This window comes from Neorhizobium sp. NCHU2750 (genome assembly GCF_003597675.1).
Taxonomy (GTDB): domain Bacteria; phylum Pseudomonadota; class Alphaproteobacteria; order Rhizobiales; family Rhizobiaceae; genus Neorhizobium.
Genome location: NZ_CP030827.1, coordinates 3,090,995 through 3,114,161 on the forward strand (window position 1 = coordinate 3,090,995; position 23,167 = coordinate 3,114,161).

20 protein-coding genes are annotated in these 23,167 nt (G+C 62.1%); 8 read left to right on the forward strand and 12 right to left on the reverse strand.

Features of this window, described 5'->3' with window-relative positions:
- Positions 1 to 56: 56 nt before the first annotated feature.
- From NCHU2750_RS15135 to cysP, 4 genes are all read right to left on the reverse strand, one after another.
- On the reverse strand, positions 57 to 1,079 hold the full coding sequence (locus tag NCHU2750_RS15135) for a sulfate/molybdate ABC transporter ATP-binding protein (RefSeq protein WP_119941262.1): 1,023 nt from the start codon (positions 1,077 to 1,079) through the stop codon (positions 57 to 59).
- The gene (gene cysW, locus NCHU2750_RS15140) at positions 1,076 to 1,954 is read right to left on the reverse strand and encodes a sulfate ABC transporter permease subunit CysW (RefSeq protein WP_119941263.1); all 879 of its coding nucleotides are present in this window, start codon (positions 1,952 to 1,954) and stop codon (positions 1,076 to 1,078) included. The genes NCHU2750_RS15135 and cysW overlap by 4 nt, the downstream gene beginning before the upstream one ends.
- 2 nt (positions 1,955 to 1,956) lie before the next feature.
- On the reverse strand, positions 1,957 to 2,781 hold the full coding sequence (cysT, locus tag NCHU2750_RS15145) for a sulfate ABC transporter permease subunit CysT (RefSeq protein ID WP_119941264.1): 825 nt from the start codon (positions 2,779 to 2,781) through the stop codon (positions 1,957 to 1,959).
- Between the two features lie 150 nt (positions 2,782 to 2,931).
- Entirely contained in the window at positions 2,932 to 3,933 is a 1,002-nt protein-coding gene (gene cysP, locus NCHU2750_RS15150) for a thiosulfate ABC transporter substrate-binding protein CysP (protein WP_119941265.1), read from the reverse strand.
- 292 nt (positions 3,934 to 4,225) lie between these two features.
- Here cysP and NCHU2750_RS15155 point away from each other — a divergent pair, with 292 nt between their 5' ends.
- Positions 4,226 to 5,215 (forward strand): DMT family transporter, encoded by a 990-nt coding sequence (locus NCHU2750_RS15155; RefSeq protein WP_119941266.1) that lies wholly within the window; start codon positions 4,226 to 4,228, stop codon positions 5,213 to 5,215.
- 61 nt (positions 5,216 to 5,276) lie between these two features.
- The gene (locus tag NCHU2750_RS15160; protein ID WP_245480253.1) at positions 5,277 to 5,711 is read left to right on the forward strand and encodes a helix-turn-helix domain-containing protein; all 435 of its coding nucleotides are present in this window, start codon (positions 5,277 to 5,279) and stop codon (positions 5,709 to 5,711) included.
- Positions 5,712 to 6,114: 403 nt separating this feature from the next.
- On the opposite strand, the gene NCHU2750_RS15165 is transcribed toward NCHU2750_RS15160, so the two are convergent.
- The 4 genes from NCHU2750_RS15165 to NCHU2750_RS15180 all read right to left on the reverse strand — a co-directional run bounded on the left by NCHU2750_RS15165 (position 6,115) and on the right by NCHU2750_RS15180 (position 12,473).
- On the reverse strand, positions 6,115 to 7,194 hold the full coding sequence (locus tag NCHU2750_RS15165; protein WP_119941268.1) for an enoyl-CoA hydratase/isomerase family protein: 1,080 nt from the start codon (positions 7,192 to 7,194) through the stop codon (positions 6,115 to 6,117).
- Between the two features lie 185 nt (positions 7,195 to 7,379).
- On the reverse strand, positions 7,380 to 10,592 hold the full coding sequence (locus tag NCHU2750_RS15170) for an efflux RND transporter permease subunit (RefSeq protein WP_119941269.1): 3,213 nt from the start codon (positions 10,590 to 10,592) through the stop codon (positions 7,380 to 7,382).
- A 47-nt stretch (positions 10,593 to 10,639) separates the two neighbouring features.
- Positions 10,640 to 11,815 carry an efflux RND transporter periplasmic adaptor subunit gene (locus tag NCHU2750_RS15175; protein WP_502703853.1) on the reverse strand — a complete coding sequence of 392 codons (1,176 nt, stop codon included), beginning with the start codon at positions 11,813 to 11,815 and terminating at the stop codon, positions 10,640 to 10,642.
- Positions 11,816 to 11,870: 55 nt separating this feature from the next.
- Positions 11,871 to 12,473 carry a TetR/AcrR family transcriptional regulator gene (locus NCHU2750_RS15180; protein WP_119941271.1) on the reverse strand — a complete coding sequence of 201 codons (603 nt, stop codon included), beginning with the start codon at positions 12,471 to 12,473 and terminating at the stop codon, positions 11,871 to 11,873.
- A gap of 191 nt (positions 12,474 to 12,664) precedes the next feature.
- On the opposite strand from NCHU2750_RS15180, the gene NCHU2750_RS15185 reads away from it, so the two are divergent.
- Positions 12,665 to 14,602: a hybrid sensor histidine kinase/response regulator gene (locus NCHU2750_RS15185; RefSeq protein ID WP_502703795.1), complete on the forward strand. Its 1,938-nt coding sequence runs from the start codon at positions 12,665 to 12,667 to the stop codon at positions 14,600 to 14,602.
- A gap of 73 nt (positions 14,603 to 14,675) precedes the next feature.
- The gene (locus NCHU2750_RS15190) at positions 14,676 to 14,969 is read left to right on the forward strand and encodes a BON domain-containing protein (protein ID WP_119941273.1); all 294 of its coding nucleotides are present in this window, start codon (positions 14,676 to 14,678) and stop codon (positions 14,967 to 14,969) included.
- Positions 14,970 to 15,048: 79 nt separating this feature from the next.
- On the opposite strand, the gene NCHU2750_RS15195 is transcribed toward NCHU2750_RS15190, so the two are convergent.
- Positions 15,049 to 15,948: an SDR family oxidoreductase gene (locus NCHU2750_RS15195; RefSeq protein WP_119941274.1), complete on the reverse strand. Its 900-nt coding sequence runs from the start codon at positions 15,946 to 15,948 to the stop codon at positions 15,049 to 15,051.
- Positions 15,949 to 16,068: 120 nt separating this feature from the next.
- On the opposite strand from NCHU2750_RS15195, the gene NCHU2750_RS15200 reads away from it, so the two are divergent.
- Positions 16,069 to 16,893, forward strand: a complete 825-nt coding sequence (locus tag NCHU2750_RS15200; RefSeq protein WP_119941275.1) for a helix-turn-helix transcriptional regulator — start codon at positions 16,069 to 16,071, stop codon at positions 16,891 to 16,893.
- Between the two features lie 27 nt (positions 16,894 to 16,920).
- On the opposite strand, the gene NCHU2750_RS15205 is transcribed toward NCHU2750_RS15200, so the two are convergent.
- Positions 16,921 to 17,862, reverse strand: a complete 942-nt coding sequence (locus NCHU2750_RS15205; RefSeq protein WP_119941276.1) for an AraC family transcriptional regulator — start codon at positions 17,860 to 17,862, stop codon at positions 16,921 to 16,923.
- A gap of 141 nt (positions 17,863 to 18,003) precedes the next feature.
- Here NCHU2750_RS15205 and NCHU2750_RS15210 point away from each other — a divergent pair, with 141 nt between their 5' ends.
- Complete coding sequence (locus tag NCHU2750_RS15210) at positions 18,004 to 18,783, forward strand: SDR family NAD(P)-dependent oxidoreductase (protein WP_119941277.1); 780 nt, start codon at positions 18,004 to 18,006, stop codon at positions 18,781 to 18,783.
- A 93-nt stretch (positions 18,784 to 18,876) separates the two neighbouring features.
- On the opposite strand, the gene NCHU2750_RS15215 is transcribed toward NCHU2750_RS15210, so the two are convergent.
- On the reverse strand, positions 18,877 to 21,219 hold the full coding sequence (locus NCHU2750_RS15215; protein WP_119941278.1) for a glucose/quinate/shikimate family membrane-bound PQQ-dependent dehydrogenase: 2,343 nt from the start codon (positions 21,217 to 21,219) through the stop codon (positions 18,877 to 18,879).
- A gap of 271 nt (positions 21,220 to 21,490) precedes the next feature.
- Here NCHU2750_RS15215 and NCHU2750_RS15220 point away from each other — a divergent pair, with 271 nt between their 5' ends.
- The gene (locus NCHU2750_RS15220) at positions 21,491 to 22,213 is read left to right on the forward strand and encodes a glutathione S-transferase (protein ID WP_119943390.1); all 723 of its coding nucleotides are present in this window, start codon (positions 21,491 to 21,493) and stop codon (positions 22,211 to 22,213) included.
- Between the two features lie 51 nt (positions 22,214 to 22,264).
- On the opposite strand, the gene NCHU2750_RS15225 is transcribed toward NCHU2750_RS15220, so the two are convergent.
- The gene (locus tag NCHU2750_RS15225) at positions 22,265 to 22,771 is read right to left on the reverse strand and encodes a sigma-70 family RNA polymerase sigma factor (RefSeq protein ID WP_245480254.1); all 507 of its coding nucleotides are present in this window, start codon (positions 22,769 to 22,771) and stop codon (positions 22,265 to 22,267) included.
- A 162-nt stretch (positions 22,772 to 22,933) separates the two neighbouring features.
- Here NCHU2750_RS15225 and NCHU2750_RS15230 point away from each other — a divergent pair, with 162 nt between their 5' ends.
- Entirely contained in the window at positions 22,934 to 23,137 is a 204-nt protein-coding gene (locus NCHU2750_RS15230) for a hypothetical protein (RefSeq protein ID WP_119941280.1), read from the forward strand.
- The last annotated feature ends 30 nt before the right edge of the window (positions 23,138 to 23,167 follow it).

Below are 23,167 nucleotides of genomic sequence, written 5' to 3' on the forward strand. Positions count from 1 at the left end.
CCCTCCCCCTTGTGGGGAGGGTTGGGAGGGGTCTTCGCCAAGTTCGCTGCGCTTGCTTACCCTGCGCCAAACACCTTCGCCCTTCTCAGCGTCACAAACCCTGCATCGCCAGCCTTGACCACCCTCTCCGGCTCGACATCGAATTCAAGCGCCTCACCGGCCTGCGTCTCCGCCAGCACGCGCCGACCATCGGCGCGATCGAGCACGCGGGTAATCCTGGCGGCAATCCCCGGCCCTTTACCCGACCAGTCGAGATCGCCCGGCCGCGCATAAAGCTCGGCCCTGCCGTCCGCCACACCCGGCGCCTCCACCGACACGTCGCCGGCATAGGCCCGGCCATCCTTCACCTCGGCGGCAATCACATTGGCATCGCCCAAAAACTTCATCACGAAGGCCGATTTCGGCGCGCGGCACACCTCTTCCGGCGTGCCCTGCTGAATGATTTCGCCATCCTTCAAAATTACCACCCGGTCGGCCAGATCGAGGGCCTCTTCCTGGTCATGGGTGACGAACAGCGTGGTGATGCCGAGTTCGGAATGGATCTCGCGCAACCAGCGTCTGAGATCCCGCCGCACATTGGCATCGAGCGCTCCGAACGGTTCGTCGAGCAGCAGAACCTTGGGGTCGACCGCAAGCGCGCGGGCAAGCGCCACGCGCTGCCGCTGGCCGCCGGAAATCTGTGCCGGGAACCGGTCCCCCAGCCCTTCGAGCCGCACCAGACGCAGAAGGTCGGTCACGCGGGCGTAGATCGCTGCCCGGTCACGTTTTACCTTCGAGACCTTCATGCCGAAGGCAATATTGTCGGCAACCGTCATATGCGGGAAGAGCGCATAATGCTGGAAGACGAAGCCGACGCCGCGGTCGCGCACCGGAATGTCGGTCGCGTCCTGATCGCCGAAATGGATCGCCCCGCCATCGGCATATTCGAGCCCGGCCACCATGCGCAGGATCGTCGTCTTGCCCGAACCGGAAGGCCCGAGCAGCGCCACCAGCTCGCCGCTCTCGATATCGAGCGACACGCCCTTCACCGCGCGAAAGGTCTCGAAGGTTTTGACGACGTTTTCGAGATGGATCTTCATGATATTTTCTCTGCCGGGTTGGCCTGTTTGCGGATACGGCCCGCACCCTGCCTCTCGAGCAGGACCTTGGCGATGATGGTGATGACGGCGATGGTCGCGAGGATCGAGGCTGCCGCGAACGCACCCGTCGCCTGATAGTCGTGATAAAGCAGTTCGATATGCAAAGGCAGCGTATTGGTCTGGCCGCGGATATTGCCGGAAACCACCGAGACGGCACCGAACTCGCCCATCACGCGGGCATTGCACAGAATGACGCCATAAAGCAGCGCCCATTTCACATTCGGCAGCGTCACCGAGAGGAAGGTGCGGAAGCCGGAAGCACCGAGCGAGGTCGCCGCCTCTTCGAGATCCCGCCCCTGCGCCTGCATCAGCGGGATCAGTTCGCGGGCAACGAAGGGTGCGGTGACGAACATCGACGCGATGATGATGCCGGGGATCGCGAACAGGATCTTGATGTCATAGGCATCGAGCAACGGCCCGAACAGGCCCTGCAGGCCATAGACGAACAAATAGGCGACGCCGGCGACGATCGGCGACACCGAGAACGGGATCTCGATGACGACGAGCAGGAGCCGCTTGAAACGGAAGTCGAACTTGGTGATCGCCCAGGCGGCGGCAATGCCGAACACGGTATTGACCGGCACCGCGATCAGCGCGGTGAGCACCGTGAGCCCGATGGCGCTCTGCGTGTCCGGATTGACGATCGTCTCGCGATAGACGTCCCAGCCCTTGGCAAACGCCTCGAAACCGATGACGAGAAGCGGCGCGACGATGACGAAGGCGACAAGGATGAGCACGATGCCGATCAGCACGCGGCGGAAGACCGGATTGTCGCCGACACGCGGCGGTTTTCTGCGGTTGGAGAGAGCGCTCATGATCAGCCCTTCACCGTATAACGCAGCGCCCGCGCCTGTAGCCAGTTGGTGACCGCGAGCATAGTGAAGGCGGCAATCAGGAGTACCGAGGCGATCGCCGCCGCCGCCTGATAGTCATATTCCTCCAGCCGGATGAAGATCAGAAGCGCGGTAATCTCCGTCGACATCGGCTGGTTGCCGGCAATGAAGATGATCGCCCCGAACTCGCCGAGCGAGCGGGCGAATGAGAGCGAAACGCCGGCCAGCAGCGCCGGCGCCAGAAGCGGCAGGATGACCTTGGCGAAAATCGTCCAGTCGGAACCGCCGAGCGACTGCGCCGCCTCTTCCAGCGCCGGATCGAGATCTTCCAGCACCGGCTGCACCGTGCGCACGATGAAGGGCAGCGAGGTGAAGCACATGGCGACCATGATGCCCAAGGGCGTATAGGCGACCTTGATACCGTAGCTTTCCAGGATGGAGCCGAACCAGCCATTGTTGGCAAACAGCGCCGTCAGCGCGATACCGGCGACAGCCGTCGGCAGCGCAAACGGCAGGTCGACGATCGCATCGACGATCCGCCGGCCGGGAAAGCGGTAGCGCGTCAGCACCCAGGCCAGCGCCAGCCCGAAGACGAGGTTGAACAGCGTCGCGCCGAGCGCAGAAAGCACCGTCACCCGATAGCTCGCGAGAGCCCGCGACGACGAAACGATCCGCCAGTAGTCTTCCGGCCCGAGGCTTGCCGCCTTGATGACGAGTGCCGCGAGCGGCAGCACCACGATCAGGCCGACATAAAAAAGGGTCACCCCCAGGGATAATGGCAATCCCGGCAGGACATTGCGTCGTCTCACGCGGTCGGTTCCTTATCAATGCAAAGCCGGCGAACCGAATGGCGGCCGGTCGGGTGTCGCAAAGCGTGACTTCCCTCATTCCTGTGCTTGTCACAGGAATGAGGGAGTTTAAGGCGGCGGCCCCGCTAAAAGGCCGCATTGGAGAGGAAGTTACCGGCTGCCATAGAGCCTGTCGAGCGTGCCACCGGAGGCGAAATGCTCGGACTGGACCTTGTCCCAGCCACCGAACACGTCCTCGACCTTGACCAGGCGGATTGCCGGGAACTGGTCTTTGAACTCCCCGACGACCTTCTCGTCATGCACACGATGGCCGAACTGGGCAGCGATGCGCTGGCCATCTTCCGAATAGAGGAAATCGAGATAGCTCTTGGCGAGTTGTTCCGTGCCGTGCTTCTTGGCAACCTTGTCGACCACCGCCACCGGGAATTCGGAAAGCAGGCTGACCGACGGGATGACGCCCTCGACCTTGTCCTTGCCATACTGCTTTTCGATGCCGCGGGTCTCGGCTTCGAAGGTGATCAGCACGTCGCCCTGGCCGCGTTCCACGAAAGTGGTGGTAGCGGCACGTCCGCCGGTATCGAAGACCGGAACATTGTTGAAGATCTTGGTGATATAGGCCTCGATCTTTTCCTGGTCGCCATTATAGGCTTCCTTCGCCCAGGCATAGGCGGCGAGATAAGTATAGCGCGCATTACCTGACGTCTTCGGGTTCGGGAAGACGGCATGCACGTCGTCACGGGCAAGATCGCCCCAGTCCTTGATGTTCTTCGGATTGCCGGCACGCACCAGGAAGGACGGGAAGGAATAGAAGGGCGAGGCATTGTTGGGGAACTGCTTGGTCCAGTCCTTGGCGACGAAACCCTGCTTGGCAAGGAAATCGATATCGGTCGACTGGTTGAAGGTCACGACATCCGCCTCGAGCCCTTCGACGATCGAGCGCGCCTGCTTCGACGTGCCGGCATGCGACTGGTCGATGGTGACGCCCGGTTGCTGCTTGATGAAAGCCTGGTTCTCGGCGACGAAAAGCTCGCGGGCAACGTCGTAGGAAGCGTTCAGAAGCTTGTTCGGCTCATCCGCCATGGCCGGCTGGACGAAGAGTGCAACGGCAAGCGGCGCGATGAGTGCGGTGCCGAGAAGAAGAAGGCGGTTCATCAAAAGTCTCCGGAAACGGGCCATGGTTGGCAATGTAAGCGGAAACTAACGGGACGATCACCAATTCGCGAGAAACCGCCCTCCCCGGCGCGAGAGGCGGTTAGAATTTTCGTCCATTTTTCGCCACATTCCGCAACGGTTTTGCCTCCGCTGCCCATTACGCCCCATGGTGGTGCATAGCACCTGCGCGGATATAGTCATGGCACAACTTTCCGTGACCATGTAGGACCAGCAATATATTAGTCTCGCGCATATCCGGATCGGGATCGCGCTGCCCGTCAAAGTCAATCCGATGCAAAACAAAAGCTTTGGTTATCTCTACGTTCTCCTCGCCATCACTATTTTTGCGGCGCAGGACGGATTGTCCAAATATCTCGGTGAACGATACCCGGTGATCATGTTCACCATGGTTCGTTTCTGGGCCTTTGCCATCTTCGTCGTCGTGCTGGCGGCGTTTTCGCCGGGCGGCCTGCGCAAGGCGGTCGTCACCCGCAGGCCCTTCCTGCAGATGCTGCGCGGCCCTCTGCTGATGCTGGAAATCGTTCTCGTCGTCATCGCCTATAACAAGGCGGGCCTCGCCATGACCCAGGCGATCTTCCAGTCGACGCCGCTGATCATCACCGTCCTGTCGGTCCCGTTGCTGGGCGAAAAAGTCGGCTGGCGGCGTGGCCTCGCCATCCTTGTCGGGCTTTTCGGCGTGCTCGTCATCATCAACCCGATCGGCATCCGCTTCGACGTCAATCTCCTGTGGTCCTTTGCTGGCGCCCTCTCCTATGGTCTTTACGGTATAGCCACGCGCGCCGTCGGACGGGAGGATTCAGCCGTTACGAGCGTGCTTTATACGGGCATATTCGGCGCCATCGTCGCAACCGCGATCGGCGTCTTCTACTGGACCCCGATCGCCATGGAACACTGGCCACAGCTGATTGCGCTCTGCATCTGTGGGGCCACCAGCCATTACTTCCTCATCAAGGCCTATGCGACGCTGACCGCCGTCGAGGTCCAGCCGCTGACCTATTTGCAGATCGTGTTGAGCGTCGCCGTCGCCACCATCTTCTTCGACGAAACCATCACCATCAACATGGTGGCCGGTGCATTGATCGTCGTTGCTGCAGGCCTTTTCACCGTCTGGCGTGAACACCGGCTGGGGATCAAGCAGGACTGGAAATCGCCCTTCTGGCAACGAGTTGACCCACTGCAGCGACACCGAAAACAACCGGGAAACCAAGCAGATACATACGGGAAACATTCGGAAACAAAACTGTACGGGAAAGTACCATAAATTCCTTGCACCGTTACTTGCAATCTGTTGCTGTGCGGCAAAAGCCATGGAGGGTACTTTGTTGCCGACTGACAAGACGAAGATCGATCTCGATGAAAAGAAGGTGGATCAGCGTGTAGGCGAAAACATCCGCCACATCCGTCTCCTGCGGGGATTGTCGCAAGGTGCGCTCGCAGAAGCGGCCGGCATCACCTTTCAGCAGGTCCAGAAATACGAGAAGGGCACCAACCGGGTATCCGCCTCCCGCCTCGTGCAGTTCTCGATCGTCCTATCCTGTTCGCTGGACGATCTCTTCGAAGGCACCAAGGACGAGATGATGGATGGCCTCGGCATCGACGGCAAGCCGGTTTCGGTGCTGAGCAGCGAAGCGACATCGATCGCCTTGAAATTCGACGATATCAGCGACAGCGACATCCGCCGCAGGATCAAGGCACTGATAGCGACGCTCGCAAAGAGTCGCGAAGAAACCGAAGAAGACGAACTGCAAGGGGCATGATCGCTCCCGCGTAGGGGCGCCACCGCCCGGCCTTCAGCCTTCTGCAATATGCTTCCGAAAAAAATGCGGACCTGATCATCCCCACCGGCGCACAAGGCCCGATAATCACATCGTCATCGGACGGGAAACCGGGTTCGCGAACCGGCCTCCTTCACGGGCTCTGAAGCTGCTCGGTTGCCGGTGATGGTCGATGAACAGGTTCGGGCGGGAATTGACAAGTCCTCTTCGAACCGGATGAAGCGACCGGGGCAGGCAGACCAAAATCTACCTTCCACCCCAATGCCACTGCCTGCCCCATTCCCGAACCCTAGGGGTTCGATGGCAATGCAGTCGAACCACACGGCATGGCCGATGTGGCTACCCGTGCTGACGGAATTGCAAGCCGGCGCCCCCAACGATCGCCTCAAAGCCTGTGCTCGGCAAACAACACCGGATGGTCGCTTTCGAAATACCGGTCCAGCTCCGCCTCCGTCACTTCGGCAAGCGTTGCCGGATGCCATTTCGGATTATGGTCCTTGTCGATCAGCACGGCGCGCACGCCCTCGTAGAAATCCTCATGCCGCAGGATTTCCGTCGCGGCGGTCAGCTCCCGCTCTAGACATTCGACGAGGCTCGAACTGTCGCGCCCGGCCCGCAGCAGACGCAGGGTGAGCTTGAGGCTGGTCGGCGAACGCCTGGCGATCACCGCCCGAGTGGCCTCGGCGAACGCTCCGTCTTCCCTGTGAAGGGCCGCGACGATCTCCTCGACCGTATCGTGGCGGAACGCCCGGTCGATCACGACACGATTGGCCTGCAATCGGCTTTCGCCCGGCACGACCGCGAAACCGTCGATGACGGCCTCGACATCGGCATGGGACACACCCGGCTTCAGTCCCGAGAGCGCTTCGACGATCTCGCCCAGACTGTCGGATGGAACCTGATGATCCGCCAGCCCGGCATGGATGGCATCCGCGCCATCGATGAAGTCACCGGTCAGCCCCATCCATGTCCCCGCCTCGCCCGGCGCCTTCGGCAACAGCCACGTGGCACCGACATCGGGAAAATAGCCGATCCCGGTTTCCGGCATGGCAAGCTTGGTGCGTTCGGTGACGATCCGGTGGCGCCCATGCGCGGAAAGCCCGACGCCGCCGCCCATCACCAGCCCGTCCATCAGCGCCACATAGGGTTTGGGATAATGCGCCAGCTGGTAGTTGATCGGAAATTCGTCGCGCCAGAAGCCCGCGACATCCGGTTCCCCGGCACGGCTCAGGTCATGGATCGCCCTTATGTCGCCGCCGGCCGAAAGCCCGCGCTCCCCCTCGCCTGTCAGGATCACACAGGCGATCGTGTCGTCCTCGACGAAGCGGGCAAGCGCTACGCCGATCGCGTGGATCATCACCAGATTGAGGCTGTTGAGCGCTTTTGGCCGATTGAGCCGGATGATGGCAGCATTGCCGATACGGTCGATGAGAATGTCGTTGGTCTGGACTGGGTGATCGGTCATGCCGTGCCCGTTGCAAGATGCGGTCACCGATCATAGCCGCCCGGCCATCGGTCTTGCCAGATGCTAAATCGGGCGCGATTGACGCATGCCCCCTGCACCATCGGCAGGCTGTCGAGCCTGCCATCGCATATTCGAAGCCGGGGCGCCTTCATGGGAACTGGTTAGGTCTGAAGACGCCCCGGCGGTTATTCGGCAGCCATCGGAAGGTCTCGCTGGCCGTCGAAAAGATCGCCCTGCTTGCCGGGCGTGGTATTGCCTTCATTGTCCTTCGTCTTCGGTTCACGACCGAAGAACAGCGCATAGGCAGCCGGCAGTACGAGCAGGGTCAGCACGGTCGCGACAAGAATGCCGCCCATCATCGCATAGGCCATCGGCCCCCAGAAAAGGCCGCGCGAGATCGGGATCAGCGCCAGCACGGCGGTGAGCGCCGTCAGCATGATCGGCCGGAAGCGGCGGACGGCAGCACCGACGATCGCCTCCTGCCGGTGCATGCCGGCAGCGATATCCTGGTCGATCTGGTCGACGAGGATGATCGAGTTGCGCATGATGATGCCAAGCAGCGCGATGACGCCGAGGATCGCCACGAAGCCGAACGGCGCGCCAGTGATCAAAAGCGCCATCGCCGCGCCGATAATGCCGAGCGGACCGGTGGCCAGCACCAGCATCGCCTTGCCGAAATGCCTGAGCTGGATCATCAGAAGCACGAGGATAACGAGCAGCATGACCGGCATCTTTGCCGCGATCGACTGCTGGCTTTCGGCCGAGTCCTCGGCGCCGCCCTGGATGTCGACATGATAGCCGGCCGGCAGTGCAGCCCTGATATCCGCAAGGTTCTGGTAGAGATTGAGCGACACCTGGGTCGGCTCCATGTTGTCGGGCAACGTAGCCTTGACGGTGATCGTCGGCAGGCGGTTGCGCCGCCATTCTATGCCCTGTTCCATGATCGGCTCGATACGCGCCACCTGCGAGGCCGGCACGAAGCCGCCGAGATCGGAGGGGATATAGACCGAGTTGATCGCCGACAGGAGATTGCGGCTGGCATCCGGCTCACGCAGTACGACCGAGACGGTTTCCTCGCCGTCGCGGAAATCGCCGAGCGGTGCGCCGGAAACGGCGGCCTGCAGCATCTGCCGCACGCGCTGCGAGGTAATCCTGAGCGCCCTGGCGCGATCCTGGTCGATGACCAGCTTCACCGCCGGCACCGGTTCCATCCAGTCGTCATGGATCGCGCCGAAACCCGGCTGCTGCTCGAAGCGTTCCTTCACCTGGTCGGCGATGCGGCGCACCTCTGCCTTGTCCGGCCCCATGACGCGCATCTGCACCGCCCAGCCGACCGGCGGGCCGAGGAACAGGCGGTCCACCTTACCGCGCACCGTCGGGAAATCATTGGCGAGAATATCACGCAGCTTGACGATCAGCCGCTCGCGCTCTTCCAGCCCCTTGGACATGACGAGCAGCTGGGCATAGTTCGGGTTGGCGAGCTGCTGGTCTAGCGGCAGGAAGAAGCGCGGCGCGCCTTGGCCGATGAAGGTGGCGACGAACTTCTGGTCCGGATCGGCCATGATCTTCTGCTCGAGCGCCTTGGCCTGCCGTTCCACCTCGTAGACGCTGGTCCCTTCCGGCAGCCACATGTCGACCAGGATTTCCGGCCGCGACGACTGCGGGAAGAAGCTCTGCGGAATGAACTTGAAAGCGTAGATGCTGCCACCGAAGGCGACGAAGGTGAGCGCGATGACGATCAGCCGGTGGCGCACCGCCCAAGAGACCGTGCCGCGCAGCCGCCTGTAGAAGCGGGTATCATAGGCGTCCTTGTGGGTTCCCACATGCGCCCGCTGCTTGAGGATCATGTAGCCGAGCCACGGGGTGAAATAGACCGCGACGAACCATGACGTGACGAGCGCGATGCCGACGACGAAGAACAGCGAGCGTACATATTCACCGGCCGTCGAGGCCGCAAAACCGACCGGGATGAAGCCCGCGGTGGTGATCAGCGTGCCGGTCAGCATCGGGAAGGCTGTCGATGAATAGGCAAAGCTCGCCGCTTCGAGCCGCGGCAGCCCCTCTTCGAGCTTCCGCTCCATCATCTCGACGACGATCATCGCATCGTCGACCAGAAGACCGAGCGCGATAATCAAGGCGCCGAGCGAGATGCGCTGCAGCTCGATGCCCATGTAATACATGATGGCGAGCGTGGCTGAGAGGACGAGCGGAATGGCAATCGCGATGACGATGCCGGAACGCCAGCCAATCGAGATCAGCGACACGACCAGCACGATCACCAGCGCCTCCATCAAGGCCTGGGTGAACTCGCCGACGGCTTCGGTGACGACTTCCGGCTGGTTGGAGACCTGGTGCACCTCGACCCCGACCGGCAATGTCTTTTCGAACTGCTGATAGGTCGCCTCGACCTGTTTGCCGACATCGGTCACCTTGTAGCCATTGGCCATGACGACGCCGATCTCGACCGCATCCTCGCCGTTGAAGCGGAACTTGTTGTCGTAGGGATCCTCGAGCCCGTCCTTGACGGTGGCGATATCGCCAAGGCGGAACACCTGGTCGCCCGACCGGATCCGCAATTCGCGCACGTCGGCCGAAGACTTTATCCCGCCCTCGACGGAAATGCGCACCGAACGATCATGCGTCTCGACGCTGCCGGCCGCATCGACATCGTTTTGCCCTGACAGCGCATTCTGGATATCGGTGACCGTCAGCCCCCGTTCGGCCAGCGCCTTGGAGGAAATGTCGATGAAGATCTTCTGCGCTTGGTCGCCAAGGATCGTCGCCTTTTCGACGCCGGGCGTGGCAAGCAGCATGTCACGCGCCTGGATGGCGAACTGCTTCAGTTCCGGATAGGTATAGCCGTCACCGACGATCGCATGCAGCGTGATGAAAGTGTCGCCGAATTCGTCGTTGAAATAGGGACCCTGGAGACCGGAGGGGAGATCCTGCTTGATGTCGCCGACCTTCTTGCGCACCTGATAGAATGCATCCGCCACCTGCTGGGCATTGGTATCGCCCTTGATCTGCAGCGTGGTGATCGACATGCCGGCGCGGGTATAGGACTTGATCCAGTCGAGATGCGGCGTTTCCTGCAGCTTGCGCTCGATCTTGTTGACCACCTGGTTCTGCATGTCCTCGATCGAGGCGCCCGGCCAGGAGGTCTGCACGACCATGACGCGGAAGGTAAAGTCCGGGTCTTCCTTCTGACCCATGTTCATCACCCCGAGCGCGCCCATGATCAGGATCATGCCAAAGATGAAACGGCCGATGCTCGGATGCTGGATCGCCCAGCGCGACAGGTTGAATTTTTGACGATCCGGCCCGCCGGCCCCGTGAGGCGCGTGAGGCAGCTGGGGATCATGACCCGCAGACGGCGTTGGGGTGTGAGACGACGACATTGTCTTGGTCCTTCGATCAGAAGAAAACGGCCGAAGCCACACGGGGGTCAGTTGCCGGCGGATACGCCGACGGATGCGGCCGTCATGCTGTTGACGCTGCCGAAGCGCGAGGTAACCGTTTCCGGTAGCCGCACCTTCATGTCGTCCTTCATGAACTGGGTGCCGGCCGAGACGACGAGGTCACCAGTCGAAAGCCCCTTGGAAATCCGGACACCATCGTCGGAGAAATCGGCAATCGTCACCGACCGCGCATTGACCGTGCCCTTCTGGCGGTCGACCACCCAGACGATCGACTGCTCGCCCTTCTTGGCGAGTGCTGCAAGCGGCACTGAATAGGCCGGAGAGGAATTGTCGAGCGAAGCAGTGATCGTTGCCGTCATACCGAGCAGCACCCGGTCGTCATCCGGCAATGCGACACGCACCGCGAATGTGCGCGATTGGCTGTCGGCGCTGCCGGCCACCTCACGCACCTTGCCGTCGAGCGCCAGATTGTCCGACGACCAGAAATTGGCTTTCACCGCCTTGCCGGGCTTGAACTGCGCCACATCCATCTCGGGCACGGCGACCAGCACTTCCTTGGAACCGTCGACCGCAACCGTCAGCACCGCCGAACCGCTTGCCACCACTTGGCCGACATCGGCGCTGACGGCGGTGACGATACCCGGCCTGTCGGCCTTCAGCTCGGTATAGGCGACCTGGTTCTTCGCCTGGTCGAGCGAGGCTTCCGCCGAATGCTGTGCCGCAATCGCCTGGTCGCGGGAGAGCGTTGCCTGGTCGAGATCGGCCTGCGAGGAAACGTTCTTGTCGCGCAGCGTCTGGGCACGCTTCAGCGCGATCTGGGTGATCTCGGCCTGCTTTTGCGCCGAGGCCAGATTGGCGTCGGCACTGTCGAGCGACAGCTTGTAGTCGGTCTCGTCGATCCTCGCCAGAACGTCGCCGGCCTTCACCCGGTCGCCGACATCGACGAGCCTTTCGGTGATCTTGCCGGAAACCCTGAAGCCGAGATTCATCTCGGTGCGCGCCTTGACCGAACCGGAATAGACGAGCTTGCGCCCTTCATCCGGTGGACCGATCTCGGCCACCTTCACGGGACGAACGACTTCGGGGGCCTCGGCCTTCTTCTCCTCCGAGCAGGCGGAAAGTGCGGCCAGCGCTGCGGCGACGAGCAGTCCCCTGGCGAAAACGGAAGAACGTCGATGAGAGGTAACGGTCATGGCCCCCACTCCGGTGGCGATTGATGATGGCGCCTGTCGGCACCGGCTATTCATTTCGAGAGTTCTACTTCAGCGCCCTCAGGGCGAAATCCACCAGATCGGCCGGCGTCGTGCGGCGGTTCTCGATCAGGCATTCGGCGATGATCTGCGGATGACAGAGCGTCACGACGCAATCACAGAGGCATTCGGCAGCAGCATCTGCATCTTGAGCGCGAAATTCGCCTGCGGCAATACCCTCGCGCACAAGCCCCGTGACGATCGCCCGCATCTGCATGATATGGTTTTCGATCACCGACCACTGTTCCTCAATCGCCACCACGACCATTTCGTGAACCTTGTTCTCATGCAGCAGCATTTCGACGGTGATCCGGTGCTGCCCGAGGAAATGATCCCGCAGCCGTTCATGGGCACTGACCGGCCGCGCTGCATTGGCAAGCGCGACATCCCGCGTCACTTCCAGCATACGGTTGCACAGCGCCTTGTGGATCTCCGCTTTGGAGGAGAAGAACCGGTAGATATTGGCCGGCGACATGCCGAGGTCTTTGGCGATGTCGGCAACATTGGTCTTTGAATATCCGTAATGCTTGAACAGGCGCTCGGCGGCATCGAGAATCCGCTGCACGTTCTCCTGCCTCACCATCTCCGCATGGGGGTCGCCGATGTCCATTAGGCCTCACGATTTACGACTGACGAATTTAAATGTTCGTCAGTCGTAAATCGTGAGTTTCAGTTTGTCAACCTTGCCGCGCAATTTCACTTGTCGCTAATGTTCGCAACTGGCATTGAATTTGCTGCCGCGCCCTATATTTCTGGCAATCCGGCCGCATGAATGGGGCGACCGAGGGGGACATGTATGTAATGACCGAAAGTCCGGACGTTTCGCTGCTCGACCAGGAGCGTTATCGCCTGCTGGTGGATGCGATCTCGGACTATGCCATCTACATGCTTGACCCTGCGGGCCATGTGGCGAGCTGGAATGCCGGCGCACAGCGCTTCAAGGGCTATGAGGCCGCCGAAATCCTCGGCCACCACTTCTCCCGCTTCTATACCAACGAGGACCGCCTCGCCCGCCTTCCCGAACTGGCGCTCGAAACGGCGACCACCGATGGCCGCTACGAAAGCGAAGGCTGGCGCGTGCGCAAGGATGGAACCCGTTTCTGGGCCCATGCGATCATCGATCCGATCTGGGACCGCAATGGCCATCTTCTCGGTTTCGCCAAGGTCACCCGCGATCTGACGGAGAGAAAGAAGGCGGAGGCGGAACTGCGCCTCAGCGAGGAAAAGTTCCAGCTCCTCGTCAACGGCGTCAGCGACTATGCCCTCTATATGCTCGATCCCGAAGGCCATGTAAGCAATTGGAATGCCGGCGCCGCCCGCATCAAGGGATATACCGCCGACGAGGCGATCGGCAGGCATTTCTCGCACTTCTATACCGAGGAAGACCGCAGGAAGGGCGAGCCGGAACGCAATCTCGACATCGCCCGCCGCACCGGCAGGGTCGAACGCGAGGGGCTTCGGCTGCGCAAGGACGGAACGACCTTCCTCGCCCATGTCGTCATCGACACCGTTCGCGACGAGACCGGCCAGGTGCTCGGCTTCGCCAAGATCACTCGCGACATCACCGAAAAGGTCGAGGCCCAGAAGGCGCTGACCAAGACCCGCGAGGATCTGTTCCAGGCGCAGAAGATGGAGGCGATCGGCCAGCTGACCGGCGGCATTGCCCACGACTTCAACAACCTGTTGATGGCGATCATGGGCAGCCTCGAAATCCTGCGCAAGCGCATGCCGGATGACCCCTCGCTTCTGCCCCTGATCGACAATGCCATGCAGGGTGCCGAACGTGGTGCTGCGCTGACCCAGCGCATGCTGGCCTTCTCGCGCCGCCAGGAACTCAACATGACGCCGGTCGACGTGCCGGCGTTGGTTGCCGGCATGAAGGACTTCCTCGAACGCTCTCTGCGCTCGACGATGCGCATCGAGACCGAGTTCTCCCCGGCGCTGAAAAGCGTGCTGACCGACAGCGTGCAACTGGAAACCGCGCTCCTCAATCTGGTCGTCAATGCCCGCGATGCGATGAACGAGCAGGGGACCGTCACGATCGGCGCCCTTCCCCATCATGTGCCCGACGACAGTGGAAAACTGCGCAGCGGAGACTATCTGCGTATCTTCGTGCGTGACACCGGCGAGGGCATGGACCCGGAAACGGTGACGCTTGCCACGACCCCGTTCTTCACCACCAAAGGGGTCGGCAAGGGAACAGGACTGGGACTGTCCATGGTGCAGGGACTGACGGAACAGTCGGGCGGTATGATCGCCATCGAAAGCGTCAGGGGCCAGGGCACCACCGTGTCGCTCTACCTGCCCACGATCGACAAAACAGATTGCCCCAAGGAGAAGGCTGTGGCGACAGGCAACAGCGAAAAGATCGGCGACCGACCTCTGACCGTGCTTGCGGTCGATGACGACGCCCTGGTTCTGATGAACACGACCCTGATGCTGGAGGATCTCGGCCATCAGGTGATCGAGGCCTATAGCGGCCAGGAAGCGCTGTCCGCCATGCGGCGCGACGACGTGCGCATCGATCTCGTCATCACCGACCATTCCATGCCGCGCATGACCGGTGCGGAACTGGCAGCCGAAATCGCCGTGGAGTGGCCGGGCCTGCCCGTCGTGCTGGCGACCGGTTATGCCGAGCTTCCCGAAGGCAGCGGCAACCACTTGCCCCGTCTGCCAAAACCCTTCTCGCAACAGCAGTTGAGCGAAATGATCGGCACGGTGACCGGCACTGCCGGATGATAGCCGGCGCATCCGTCTTCTGAACCAATTTGAAAGGCCCGCGTTGTTCTCCGCCAGAAGAGGAGAACTGGACATGGTCTTCAAGCATCAGCAGTTTTACGAGACGCCGCCGGAAATCGAGGTCGAATTTCCGCCCCATGCCGTGCTGGAAGGATTGGTTTCCGATGCGCTCGCTTCCGCCGGCGGCATCGACGCGAGCGATGTGACGGTAACCGCGACAGGCTCGATCATCACGCTTGCCGGCGCTGTCCAGCGCCAGGAAGAGATCCCCCGCGCCACCGAGGTGGCGAAGGGCATCGCCGGCGTCGGCGAGGTGCGAAACGAGATCAAGGTCACCGGAACGGAACAGTCGCGAAGAGCGATCTGAGAGCCGCGGAAAGGCCTTCGGCGGCTAGCCGCAGGGTAAAGGCTCAGCGGGCCGGCAACCGGCCCGCGGCTTTTCAGGCTCAGGCAGCTATTGCCCGGTAATCCATGGCGTCGAGATCTTCGAGCAGGCTCGGACCCGTCGGCTGCCAGCCGAGGATTTCGCGCGTCCTGGCGCTGGACGCCGGCATATCGAGCCCGGCAAACATGGCCATCCAGCCGAAATGCTCACCGGCCTTTTCCGCCGGGATGGAGGCGACGGGCAGGTTCAAACCGCGGCCGAGCGCTTCGGCGATGAGCTTCACCGGAACACCTTCCTCGCCGACCGCATGATAGCGTGCACCCGCCTCCGCCCGCTCGATCGCCAGCCGGTAAAGCCGGGCGACATCGACGACATGGCCTGCCGGATAGCGGTTTGAACCGTCGCCGAAATAGCCCGAGACACCCTTGGCGCGGGCGATCTCGACGAGCGGCGTGATCAGCCCCTGCTTAACCGGATCATGCACCTGCGGCAGGCGCACCACAGACAGATTGATGCCCGCGTCGAGCAGCGCATTGCCGGCGATTTCGGAGGCGACGCGCGGATTGGGATGGTCGAGATTGCAGACATCTTCGACCGCCGGCTGGCCATGCTCGGCAATGCCGAGGCCGGTGCCCGAGGTGATGATGATCGGCCGGTTGGAACCCTTGAGCGCTTCGCCCATCGCCGCGATTACCCGCGTGTCCTTGGCGCAGTTTTCAACAAAACGCGAAAAATCGTGGTCGAATGCGGTATGGATGACGGCGTCAGCCTTCTCCGCCCCGCGGCGCAGGCTCTCGGGCTCCTCCAGCGTGCCGCGATGCACTTCGACACCGGCGGCTTCGAGCGCCTTCGCACCGGCGTCTGAACGGGTCATGCCGATGACCTGATGTCCCGCGCCGATAAGTTCCGGCACGATCCTGGAGCCGATAAAGCCGGTCGCGCCGGTCAGAAAGATGCGCATGTCATGTCTCCTGGTTGAAAGAGAACCCCTTATTGCGCTAGTCTTCATGCTGTTAAAGTAGTGACTTTATCCTATTATAATGACCAATAGGACAATCCGTACGGGATCGGAAGCCAGATCATGACTGCTGACAACAATGCATTGGGTGTTTTTCTGCGCGATCGCCGCGCCCGTCTCGATCCGGCAAATTTCGGCCTCGCCGGCCGCCGCCGCACGCCCGGTCTTCGCCGTGAGGAAGTCGCCCAGCGTGCCAATATCAGCCCCACCTGGTACACCTGGCTGGAACAGGGCCGCGGCGGCGCCCCCTCTGCCGATGTCTTGAACCGCATCGCCTCCGGCCTGATGCTGACCGAGCCGGAACGCGAGCATCTCTTCATGCTCGGCCTCGGCCGTCCGCCGGAAGTTCGCTACCGGGCCGTCGAAGGGGTCAGCCCGCGCCTTCAGCGGCTGATCGATCTGCTGGAGACGAGCCCTGCCCTGATCAGGACCGCCGCCTGGGACATTCTGGCCTGGAACAAGGCCGCAACCGTCGTCATGACCGACTATAGCCAGCTTGTACCGACCGAGCGCAACGTGCTGCGCATGCTGTTCCTCAGGCCGGGTGTGAAGGAGCACCAGCATGATTGGGAGGCCATGGCCCGCTTCGTCGTCGCCGCCTTTCGCGCCGATGCCGCACGCGCCGGCGCCATATCGGAAATTGCCGACCTGGTCGACGAATTGTGCCGCAAGAGCGAAGAGTTCGAAAGGATCTGGCAGGAAAACGAATTGGCGACGATGGGCGAGGGCACCAAGCGGCTCAAGCATCCCATCCTGGGCGATATCGAGCTGGAATATTCCGGATTTGCAGTGGATGGCAGGCCGGATCTCAACATGGTCGTCTACAATCCCGTTGACGAGGCCGTGGCGAACCGTATCCGCGAACTCGTGCGGGAAAAATCCGCCTGACCTCCATTCGGCCTCTTCCGCAACCTGTCAGGCGGCGCCTTGCAGCATCACGGCTGCAGCAGCATCGCCGCTATCCTCGTCCCCGAGCTGCGAGCCGACGCGTCTCGCATCGCGCTTCGGTGCCTCGCCGAACATCCGTGAATATTCCCGGCTGAACTGCGACGGGCTTTCATACCCGACCTGAAAGGCCGCCGCCTCGACATTCAGCCCCTGCGACGCCAACAGTCGGCGGGCTTCGAGAAGCCGCAGCTGCTTCTGGTACTGCAGCGGCGAAAGCAATGTCAGCGCCTTGAAATGCCGGTGGAAGGCGGACGGGCTGAGCTGGGCAACCGCCGCCAGTTCATCGACCCGGATCGGTTCGGCAAACCGTTCACGCAGCACCCGCACAGCCTCAAGCACCCGCTGCGGCTGGTTGTTGACCAGCGCCATGCGGGCAATATCGGCGCCATGAGGCCCGGTCAGCAGCCAGTAGCAGATCTCCCGCATGATCACCGGATAGAGCGTCGGAATGGCGTTCGGCATGTCGAACAGCCGCACCAGCCGCAAGGCGCAATCGGCGATCGGACCTTGGAAATTGGTGACGAAAACGCCGCGGCACGGTTCGCTCCTTGGCTTCGGCGGATCAGCAAGTTCCGCCGCCACGCTGCGCATGATGGCAAGGTCGAGCTCGAACATGAGAACAAGGCAGGGATGATCCGGGCTTGCCTCGACCACCCGGCCGACAGACGGCGCTTCGACACCGATGACGAGAGCCTCGCCCGCCTTGTACTCGAAGCGATTGCCGCCGAAATTCGCCCATTTCGCGCCCTGCACCACGATGCACATGGATGGCTGGGACATCCGGTGCGCCGGCGGTTTCGGATAGTCCGACCGGAGGATCGCCACGGTGTTGATCGGCGTGAAATAGATGTTTTCGCCCGGCTTGCGATCCGTGTAACGCCGGATTTCCGCGATCAGTTCGTCCATCATCGGCAGCACTCCGAGCCTGTCTTGCTGGCGAGGACATTACATTGGAAAGCAGGAATAGGCAAGAATTGACCGCCTTTCGGCATTCAGCACAAGGGTCTGCGGCCCCTATACTGAGCCGAACTCGATCACAGGAGCCCAGCCATGACAGCCGAACGACAAGATAAATCAACGGGAAAGATCGCGATCATCACCGGCGGCAGCCGCGGCATCGGCAGGAACACCGTCCTCTGCCTGGCCAGGCGCGGTGTTCGCTCGATCTTCACCTACAACTCAAATCAGGCAGAAGCCGACAAGGTCATCGCCCTCGCCGCCGAGGCAGGCGCCGGAGCCATCGCCCTCAAGCTCGACACCGGCAAATCGGCCTCCTTTCCCGCCTTCGTCGACGCCGTGCGATCGGCTCTTGAAAGCATGGGCGCCGACCATTTCGATTATCTGGTCAACAATGCCGGCACATCCTCGACCGCAACCCTCGCCAATGGCACGGAGGAGGAACTCGACGCCCAGTTCAGCGTCCATTTCAAGGGCGTCTTCCTGCTCACACAGGCGCTGCTGCCGCTAATCAACGACGGTGGCCGGATCGTCAATATCTCGTCGGGGCTTGCACGTGTGGCCATGAACGGCCGCGCCATCTATGGCCCGATGAAGGCGGCGGTCGAAACGCTCAGCCGCTACATGGCGCTGGAGCTTGGACCGCGGCGCATTGCCGTCAATGTCGTCGCCCCCGGCGCCATCGCCACCGATTTCTCCGGCGGCGTGGTGCGCGACAACCCGGCCGTCAACAAGATGGTCGCCGACCATACAGCCCTCGGCCGCGCCGGCACACCGGACGATGTCGGCCCGGTCATCGCCGGCCTTCTGTCGGACGAATTCGGCTGGGTCAACGCCCAGCGCATCGAGGTCGCCGGCGGCATGCAGATCTGAGCATTGGTGCAGATTATACCGGCTGCGGAATGCCGGTGAAATCACCGATACCGTCCGGGCAACACCTGCCCGGACGCCTGTCATCTCAACCCGTCACCGTGGCAGGGCATAGGCGATCACATAGTCGCCCGGCCTGGTGCCGACCGAGCCGTGACCGCCGGCAACGATGACGACGAACTGCCGCCCGTCATCGACCGCATAGGTCATCGGCGTCGCCTGCCCGCCGGCCGGAAGCCGCGCCTCCCAAAGCTGCCTGCCATTGGTGAGGTTATAGGCGCGCAGATAGTCATCGACCGCGGCGCCCAGGAAGGCGACGCCGCCCTTGGTGATCATCGGTCCACCAATGCCGGGAACCCCGACCTTGAACGGCAGCGGCAATGGCGTCATGTCATGCACGGTGCCGTTGCGGTGCTTGTAGACGGTCTTCCCGGTTCTGAGATCAACGCCCGCGACATAGCCCCATGGCGGCGCCTGGCAGGGGATTTTCAACGGCCCGAGGAACGGCCCCATATAGACGCCGTAGGGCGCACCGTCATTGCGGTTCAATCCCTGTTCGGACCCCTTCTCGTCCTGCCCCTTCGGCGGCACGTCGGCGCGCGGCACGAGTTGGGAGGTGAAGGCGAGATAGGTCGGCATGCCGAACATCACCATCCGCTCCGGATCGACCGCAACCGAGCCCCAGTTGAACGTGCCGAAATTGCCCGGATAGACGATCGTCCCTTTCAGCGACGGCGGCGTGTACTGGCCCTGGTAATCCATCGTCTTCAGCCAGATGCGGCACACCATCTGGTCGAACATGGTGACACCCCACATGTCGCGGCCCTCGAACGGACGCGGCCTGAAATTCAAGGCCGAGATCGGCTGCGTCGGCGAGGCGTGATCCTCCGGGATCGTGCCGCCCGGCGCCGGCTGTTCGGTGACCGGAATGATCGGCTCACCGGTGCGCCGGTCGAGCACGTAGATATCGCCCTGCTTGGTCGGGCCGACCAGCGCCGGCACCACCTGCCCGTCCGACTTTGTCAGGTCGATGAGGACCGGCTGAGCCGGCACGTCCATGTCCCACAGATCGTGATGCACGGTCTGGCGCACCCAGCGGTCGGCGCCGGTATTGATGTCGAGCGCCACGATCGATGACGAGTATTTCTCGACATTGGCCGACCGGCCCATGCCGAGCTGGTCCGGCACCTGGTTGCCGAGCGGCACATAGATGAGGCCGAGCCCCTCGTCGACCGACATCACCGACCAGCTGTTGGGCGAATTGGTCGTATAGGTCTGCCCTTCCGGCAGCGGCTGGGTCTGGGTCGGGTTGCCCGAATCCCAGTTCCAGATCAGTTGGCCGGAATTGACGTCGAAGGCGCGGATGACGCCCGACTGCTCCTCGGTCGAATAATTGTCGTTCACCGCCCCGCCGATGATGATCTTGTTGCCGACGATCGCCGGCGGAGAGGTGGAGTAATAGTAGCCGGCGGGATTGTATTTCATCCCCTTTTCCAGATGCAGCGTGCCGCCCTCGGCAAAGGACGGGCAGACCTCGCCATTCTTGGCATCGAGCGCGATCAGCCTTGCGTCGGATGTCGGCACATAGACGCGCTCGGCGCAGGGCGTGCCGGCAGCGGCCGCCTGATCCTTGTAATAGGAAACGCCGCGGCAGGTCTGGTGCTGGCGATCCGGGTTCATGCCGGAATTGGCATCGAAGCGCCAGATCTGCTTGCCCGTCGTGGCATCGAGCGCGATCGCCAGATTATGCGGCGTGCACAGATAGAGATCGTTGCCGACCTTCAGCGGCGTCACCTGATAGGTGGTCTCGCCCACATCGTCCGGTCGCTTCACGTCGCCGGTCTGATAGCGCCACACCTCCTTGAGATTGGCGACGTTGTCGACATTGATCTGGTCGAGCGGCGAATAGCGCTGGCCATAGGGCGTGCGGCCATATTGATGCCATTCGCCATCCGGCACGTCGCCGCCAAGTGCCGGTGCGGCGGCAACCTTGTCCACCGGCAGGTCGCCGCTCTGGTCGAGCGGATCGAGGAACATCGAGACGATCGCAATCACAACCGACAGCGCGACGGCGGCTGCAAGCGGCCTCGACGTGGCGCTGTAGCGTTCTCCGGTCGGGCTGACGAAGCCGAGCGGCCGTCTTATCCACGGGGTGAGAAGCCACATGCCGAGAAGAATGATGACGCCGCCGCGTGGGCCGAGCTGCCACCAGTCGAGCCCGACTTCCCAGATGGCCCAGGCGAGCGAGGCGACGACGATGATCGCATAAAGCCCGAGCGCTGCCGGTCTGCGCAGTGCCAGAAGCAAAGCGGTCACGAGGAAGCCGAGGCCGCAGAGAACATAATAGGCGCTGCCGCCGAGCGACAGCAGATATGCCCCGCCGCCGGCAAGCGCCAGTCCCATGATTGCGATGATGGTAGCGGTGATGCGGATAGCCATGCACGACCTCGTCTCGACCAGGAGGATGCGGGGGACGGGTGTGCCCGGCACCTGTTCTGCCGCAGCGCCGGCGCGCCGAAGCGGTTCAACTGCAGGGTGGCATTCGCCCTGCCCAATCTTCAATTAGGCGAGGCGCATGGAAAGGACAGAGGCATTGACCTGGAAAAATCGCGAGCCTCGCGGGTGGCACCCAAAACCATTGCCGGAGCCGGGCTTGAAACCTCGCAATCGCACCTATCTCTCCATCGAGAGCGAGGAGTGTGAGAGCGGCATGCCATACGAGCTTTATTACTGGGACGGCATTCAGGGGCGCGGCGAATTCGTGCGGCTGGCGCTGGAGGAAGCCGGTGCCAAATATATCGACAAGGCCCGCAGTTCGTCAGGCGCCCAGACGATGATGGAATTCCTCAAAGGCAGCCACGGGCACGAGCAGACGCCTTTTGCGCCGCCCTTCCTGAAAGACGGCAATGTCGTCGTCTCCCATGTCGCCAATATCCTTCTCTATCTCGGATCGAGGTTGGCGCTCGTCCCCGATGACGAGCAAGCCCGGTATCTCGCAAACGGCTTGCAGCTGACCGTGACCGACTTCGTCGCCGAGGTGCACGACACCCATCATCCGATCAGCACCGGCGACTATTACGAGGATCAGAAACCGGAGGCGAAAGCCCGAGCCACCGCCTTCATCCGCGATCGCATTCCCAAATTCCTCGGCTATTTCGAACGCATTCTCTCCGGCAACCCGGCCCAGAGCGACTTTGCCATCGGCGACCGCCTGTCCTATGTGGATTTGTCGCTGTTCCAGGTGATGGAAGGCCTCGGCTACGCTTTTCCAAGGGCAATGGCAGCGGCTTCAGGAGATTATCCGAAGCTTCGCAAGCTTGCCCGAACGGTCGCGGAAAGGCCCAACATCGCTGCCTATCTCAAATCCGACCGCAGGCTCCCCTTCAACCAATCCGGCATATTCCGTCATTACCCGGAGCTCGACCTGGCATGAACGGCCAAGCGGCCTCTACTCGGCTTCACGCGCTGAGGCCTGCCTCGCTGTTCAGCCCACCTCTTCGCCAAGCTCCTGCAGGATCTGGTGGCGCGCCCGGTTGAGGCGGCTCTTGACGGTGCCGACGGCGCAATCGCAGATCACCGCCGTCGCCTCGTAGCTTTCGCCCAGAATGGCGACCAGCGTCAACACCTCGCGGTAATGCGGCGGCAGCTTCTGCAGCGCGCGCTGCACCTCTCTTGCCCGCGCCACACTCTCCTGCGACGCCTCGATCGGCATGTCACCGGACACGTTCTCTTCCGCACCCGGCGCCTCGCGGCCGAGAATTCTCGAGCGCGTATAGAACGTGTTGCGCATGATCGTGAACAGCCAGGATTTGAGCTTTGTGCCACGCTCGAACTTGTCGAGATTGGCGAGAGCCTTCATCAGCGTTTCCTGCACGAGATCGTCTGCATCCGCTGGGTTGCGGCAGAATGTGCGGGCAAATGCGCGAAGAGCCGGGATCAGCTTGACTATGTCTTGACGAGCAGGATCACCGTTCAACTGTGAGTCAGACACCGTTGCCTACCTCTCCTCACTCTGATGGGCTGAAATGACGGTGGCAAACGCATGCCTCGCCGATTTGGTTCCGAAAACCGGGAGGCGTTTTTACCAGGCGGAACAAAGCCGCCGACGTGGCCGTTTTATCGGCAGGCACATGAACCATGAGGAGACACGAAAATGGGCATGAACGGCCATTCGGACACGACCCGCAAGCTGCAGACAAAACCGCAGACCAAGGACAGCGCCCGCACCGCGCGCAGCAAGGCAGACCTCGACGAGCAGCTCGATGAGGGGCTTGAGGACACCTTCCCCGCCAGCGACCCGGTCGCCGCAAGCACGACATCGATCCCCGCCGGCACGCCGAAACCGCCGAAGCACTGAGCGGCGCAATGACCATGATGGGCGGACTGG

Excerpts from the sequence above, each read along its gene's own strand:
- NCHU2750_RS15135 (WP_119941262.1), bottom strand. The coding sequence starts at position 1,079 with ATGAAGATCCATCTCGAAAACGTCGTCAAAACCTTCGAGACCTTTCGC.
- cysW (WP_119941263.1), bottom strand. The coding sequence starts at position 1,954 with ATGAGCGCTCTCTCCAACCGCAGAAAACCGCCGCGTGTCGGCGACAAT.
- cysP (WP_119941265.1), bottom strand. The coding sequence starts at position 3,933 with ATGAACCGCCTTCTTCTTCTCGGCACCGCACTCATCGCGCCGCTTGCC.
- NCHU2750_RS15155 (WP_119941266.1), top strand. The coding sequence starts at position 4,226 with ATGCAAAACAAAAGCTTTGGTTATCTCTACGTTCTCCTCGCCATCACT.
- NCHU2750_RS15165 (WP_119941268.1), bottom strand. The coding sequence starts at position 7,194 with ATGACCGATCACCCAGTCCAGACCAACGACATTCTCATCGACCGTATC.
- NCHU2750_RS15170 (WP_119941269.1), bottom strand. The coding sequence starts at position 10,592 with ATGTCGTCGTCTCACACCCCAACGCCGTCTGCGGGTCATGATCCCCAG.
- NCHU2750_RS15180 (WP_119941271.1), bottom strand. The coding sequence starts at position 12,473 with ATGGACATCGGCGACCCCCATGCGGAGATGGTGAGGCAGGAGAACGTG.
- NCHU2750_RS15185 (WP_502703795.1), top strand. The coding sequence starts at position 12,665 with ATGACCGAAAGTCCGGACGTTTCGCTGCTCGACCAGGAGCGTTATCGC.
- NCHU2750_RS15190 (WP_119941273.1), top strand. The coding sequence starts at position 14,676 with ATGGTCTTCAAGCATCAGCAGTTTTACGAGACGCCGCCGGAAATCGAG.
- NCHU2750_RS15195 (WP_119941274.1), bottom strand. The coding sequence starts at position 15,948 with ATGCGCATCTTTCTGACCGGCGCGACCGGCTTTATCGGCTCCAGGATC.
- NCHU2750_RS15200 (WP_119941275.1), top strand. The coding sequence starts at position 16,069 with ATGACTGCTGACAACAATGCATTGGGTGTTTTTCTGCGCGATCGCCGC.
- NCHU2750_RS15205 (WP_119941276.1), bottom strand. The coding sequence starts at position 17,862 with ATGATGGACGAACTGATCGCGGAAATCCGGCGTTACACGGATCGCAAG.
- NCHU2750_RS15210 (WP_119941277.1), top strand. The coding sequence starts at position 18,004 with ATGACAGCCGAACGACAAGATAAATCAACGGGAAAGATCGCGATCATC.
- NCHU2750_RS15215 (WP_119941278.1), bottom strand. The coding sequence starts at position 21,219 with ATGGCTATCCGCATCACCGCTACCATCATCGCAATCATGGGACTGGCG.
- NCHU2750_RS15220 (WP_119943390.1), top strand. The coding sequence starts at position 21,491 with ATGCCATACGAGCTTTATTACTGGGACGGCATTCAGGGGCGCGGCGAA.
- NCHU2750_RS15230 (WP_119941280.1), top strand. The coding sequence starts at position 22,934 with ATGGGCATGAACGGCCATTCGGACACGACCCGCAAGCTGCAGACAAAA.